Genomic DNA, 4271 nt, shown 5'->3' with positions numbered 1-4271 from the left:
TAAGAGATGTCCCTTATTTACTTTCGGCAACGGTTGAACTTGAAGGTGATTGCAGAGGGATCTGGATCACTTCTGGAGTCCCTGAAACAGAAGTTCTCTCTAATCAACCAGCTCCTAAGGTCCAATTTCGCCATATCAAAGGCGATAGCTCTTCAATTGAAACTGTTTCACTCCCAAAGACTCATACGACTTTAAACAATTTGAACATGCAATGGGTGAGTAATGGCAATAATTTTTTCAGTTTAATACTTGAACCTATTTCATTTTCTCCTTCTGGATTTCGACTTCAAACAATTCCTTCAGAAATTGTTCCTACAAGACTATCTCTTTTACCAAGATATGCAGGAGAAAATTTTGCACCTGGATACCAGGTTGCTCTTCCTCTTCCAAGCCAAGCTGGATCTTATGATCTAACTGTTTTTGCTGGGCCTCTTTGGGACAAAATTTTGAAAGAGATTGATGAAAAAATCCACCCAATTGAAGACTCTTCTACCCCGTTTTACCGTTGCTCTTGGTATGCACAAGGTTGGTTTAGCAAAATTTCTGCTCCTTTTTCTAGAATACTTGCATATCTTCTTCATTTCTTCTATTCGTTTACCGAATCTTGGGTTGTATCAATCATTTTATTGACTCTTTTTCTTCGAATTATTCTTTATCCTTTCAACGCTTCTTTTTCTTCGAATTATTCTTTATCCTTTCAACGCTTGGTCATTTCGCTCCATGGAGAGGGTACGAGCCCTCGCCCCCCAAGTACAAGCTATACAAGAGAGGTACAAAGACATTCCCCACAAAGTTCAAACAGAAATTTTTGCACTATATAAGCAACACAATATCAATCCAGTTCTTGGACTTTTGCCTTTGCTAGCCCAGATGCCATTTTTATTGGGGATGTTTGAAGTTCTTAAGTCGAGCTTTGAATTGAGAGGTGCGCAAGTTTTCCCAGGTTGGATTGATAACTTGGCTGCTCCAGACGTTCTTTTTTCTTGGTCTAATCCTATTATTCCAATCATAGGGAATCAATTTCATCTACTTCCTGTACTTCTTGCTCTTTCAATGTTTTTACAGCAACGATGGGCAATGGAAGGAACGCATCAAAGAAAAGGCCCTGCAGTAATCATGACTGTTATTTTTCTTTTGATGTTTTATAAGTTTCCAGCAGGGCTCAACATCTACTGGATGTCATCTATTGTATTAGGAATAGCTCAGCAATCCTTGACAAGGAAACGGAAATTGGATTGATACTGTTGTTCTAATGAACATTGAGAGGTCAGTGCGGCGTTTGCTGTTTTTGAGGATGGCCCCTATTAGGTTTTTGGAATGAAATCAACCAAACGAGTTTTGGTTGAGTCGATTTTTTCTGACATAGCCAAGAGAGAACCGAACTATCTTCTCAGAGATTTTCTCGAGGCATCGGGGAATGTCTTCGCAAAGAGATTGTTTGAAGGGCTTCTTGAAGAAGAGTGTGAACCGCAGTTAGGTTCATTCAACCCAATTTATCTATGGGGGCCGTCTGGATGTGGTAAAACTCATCTTATGATTGGAACAGCTGTTTCACTGCGTAAGCTTTCTCACACTGTCCTTTACGCAACGTGTGATACATTTATCTGGGCTGTTCTTCGTGCTATTCGTTCTGAGTGTTTAAATGAATTTCAAAATGAACTGAGATCCTGTTCGGTTTTGATGATCGATGAAGTGTCTGACTTAAGCAACAGATCGAGAATGCAAGAGGAGTTTTTCCATGCCTTTAACACTCTACGCACGGCAGGCAAACAGATCATTCTATCTTCGAAAATAGCCCCTCATCAGCTTGTAGCAATTGAAAACCGTCTGATAAGTAGATTCGAGTGGGGGCTTTTAGTCCCAATGACTCTTTTTTCGGAAACCGATCAAGTTCAAATCATAAATAAGCTTTTAGAATCCGGAGGGTTCTCTATAGAGAAACATGGCAAAGAAAAACTTGCTAAAATTTTTGAACAAGACATCAGCCGCCTAATAAAATGGCTTGATACTCTCCTAAGTAAAAAAATAACCTCTGCCAACTTGGAGCCCCTGTTACAAGAGAAACAAGACAACAACAAAAAGATACCTGATTTTAATACGATTTTGGAAACAGTGTGCGCACATTTCCAAGTAGAACAGAAAGATGTTCTAAGCATGTCACAGAAAAAGATAATAGCTACACCAAGAAGAGTTGCAATGTACCTATGCAGAACACTTCTTAGATTGTCCACACAAAGGATAGGTCACGCTTTCAAAAGAGACAATACAACAGTCTCACTAAGCTGCAAAACAATATCTAAATTACTTTTGACTGACGCTAACCTAAGAGAAAAAATCGAGGAAATAAAAAAACTATTTCTTCCGTCTTAACAATAGAGACATCGGAGTAGAGGGATTCGAACCCCCGACCTGCTGCTCCCAAAGCAGCCGCGCTAACCAAACTGCGCTATACTCCGAAAAACCACGGCATTGTACCCTTCAAACATTTTAGAGTCATTATCAAATGACCTTCAAAAATCTACTATCACCAAACGATGTTTCATGTACTATTTTTTTTGGAAGATTCATCCTATTCTATGTTCAAATTTTTTTGATCTTCAAATAAGTTGGTATAGTTGCTGGGTTTTTCTTGGATGGGTTTTATCTTTTTTATACTTTGATAACATTTCTAAGTCTCTAACTAGACTAAAAGCGGATTACTACAAAATAGTATTTTTTATTTTCTTTTTTTTAGGTTCTCGCCTTGGATTTTATATAGAAGTTATTTTATGGGGAGACCCTAGCAAGCTACAATTCGTTGCTGTTCAAGAAGGTGGGTTTTCAGGTCAAGTAGGAGGAATAATTGCCATTATTGTGATATCCATTATTCATCTAATACAAGCTAATGATAAGCTACCTCTTTTGCTACTTCTAGATTACATAGCTATTGCAGGACTTCCTAGTATCGTTTGTACACGAATCGGAAACTTTTTCAATCATGAGTCTCTTGGAATTCCTACGACTAGATTGATTGGAGTAATTTTTTCTCACGCCACATCCTCAAAAAATAACATTCCTCTTCATCCAGTTCAGCTTTACGAGGCTGCTGGCTATCTTTTAGGCTATTCATTAGTCTTGTTTCTAAATCGAAAAGATTCACCCAAGGGAGAATTTTTTAGCAAAATTTGTTTGATTATAAGTTTGATTAGATTCGTATTGGAATACTTGAAAGAAGATATAGAAAATGGGTTCCCTTCTCCAGGACAATGTTTTTCATTACCCTTTTTATTGGCCGGAATTTTGTTAACATTCAGGAACCGAAGAAAAAAAGTCTCTATAAATTAACTCTTGATCTTCAGGTAAAGAAACACTAAGAAGATGATTTCCTTCTGAATCGATTGACTGAACACGAATAGCGCCAAGGTGATGAAGCTTAGCCACCAGATTGTATTTATGCGGCGGAATACATAGCCAAGTAAGTTGTCGAGATTTTTGGGCTTGCAAATTCATTTGATGTAACAAGAGGTCCATTCCCTCTCCATCTGAGAAAGAACAAAAAAGGGCTTCTGGAAACTCTGCTCGCAATTCTTCTACTTTGTCTAAAAATAAATCTTTCTTATTGAAAACAAGAATGATTGGACACTCGTCATCAAAGTCAAGTTCCTTAAGAACTTCACGAGTAGCCGTCATATGAAGGCGAAAAGATGAATGGGATCCATCAACAATATGCAACAGGCAATCTGCTTCAAGAGCCCCTTCCAAAGTACTTCTGAATGCAGCTATCAATGTATGAGGAAGCTTTCTAATGAATCCAACTGTATCAGTTACTAATACTTCTTGCTTAGATGGAAGAGATAGACGGCGAGTGGTAGTGTCAAGAGTCGCAAACAATTTATCCTCTACGTAAACAGAAGCTCCCGTTAAGCGATTCATCAAAGTAGACTTTCCTGCATTGGTGTATCCAACAACAGCAAAACGAAAAATCCCAGAACGAATTCTCTGTTTTTGAAAGGTTTTTCTATCTTCCTTAATAGCCTCTAGCTGCTCAGTAAGCCTTTGTGCATTCTTCCTTAAAAGCCTCCTGTCAAGCTCGATCTGCTTTTCGCCTTCTCCTTTCTGATTTGCACCTCCACCTTTTTGCCGAGAAAGATGGCTCCACAATCTTTTTAGCCTTGGCATATTGTAACGAATCTGGGCCAATTGAACCTGAATCTTGGCCTCATGTGTACGAGCCTTACTTGCAAATACCTCCAAAATAATTTCTGTCCTATCTACAACAGGCTTTTGAATTG

The 4271-nt window shown here is 38.5% G+C and carries 4 protein-coding genes and 1 tRNA gene; 3 read left to right on the top strand and 2 right to left on the bottom strand.

The genetic code is table 11. The features are described from left to right. The first annotated feature begins 654 nt into the window (after positions 1 to 654). Both yidC and GCCT14_RS03710 read left to right on the top strand, forming a co-directional pair. Positions 655 to 1239 (top strand): membrane protein insertase YidC, encoded by a 585-nt coding sequence (yidC, locus tag GCCT14_RS03715; RefSeq protein WP_320411695.1) that lies wholly within the window; start codon positions 655 to 657, stop codon positions 1237 to 1239. 78 nt (positions 1240 to 1317) lie between these two features. Beyond that, positions 1318 to 2370, top strand: a complete 1053-nt coding sequence (locus GCCT14_RS03710) for a DnaA ATPase domain-containing protein (protein ID WP_108624294.1) — start codon at positions 1318 to 1320, stop codon at positions 2368 to 2370. A gap of 11 nt (positions 2371 to 2381) precedes the next feature. Here the strand turns inward: GCCT14_RS03710 and GCCT14_RS03705 are convergent. After that, a tRNA-Pro gene (locus tag GCCT14_RS03705) sits at positions 2382 to 2456 on the bottom strand. Positions 2457 to 2541: 85 nt separating this feature from the next. On the opposite strand from GCCT14_RS03705, the gene GCCT14_RS03700 reads away from it, so the two are divergent. Continuing rightward, positions 2542 to 3324: a prolipoprotein diacylglyceryl transferase gene (locus tag GCCT14_RS03700; RefSeq protein WP_108624293.1), complete on the top strand. Its 783-nt coding sequence runs from the start codon at positions 2542 to 2544 to the stop codon at positions 3322 to 3324. Here the strand turns inward: GCCT14_RS03700 and hflX are convergent. Next, on the bottom strand, positions 3283 to 4271 hold a 989-nt coding region (hflX, locus tag GCCT14_RS03695; protein WP_108624292.1), incomplete at its 5' end, for a GTPase HflX. The genes GCCT14_RS03700 and hflX overlap by 42 nt on opposite strands.

The sequence above is a fragment of the Candidatus Similichlamydia epinepheli genome, from assembly GCF_003056015.1.
The sequence above is the reverse complement of the archived record's forward strand: the minus strand, read 5'-3'. Positions and strand labels throughout refer to the sequence as shown.

Coding starts and splice junctions, on each gene's coding strand:
- GCCT14_RS03700 (WP_108624293.1), top strand. CDS start 2,542: ATGTACTATTTTTTTTGGAAGATTCATCCTATTCTATGTTCAAATTTT.
- GCCT14_RS03710 (WP_108624294.1), top strand. CDS start 1,318: ATGAAATCAACCAAACGAGTTTTGGTTGAGTCGATTTTTTCTGACATA.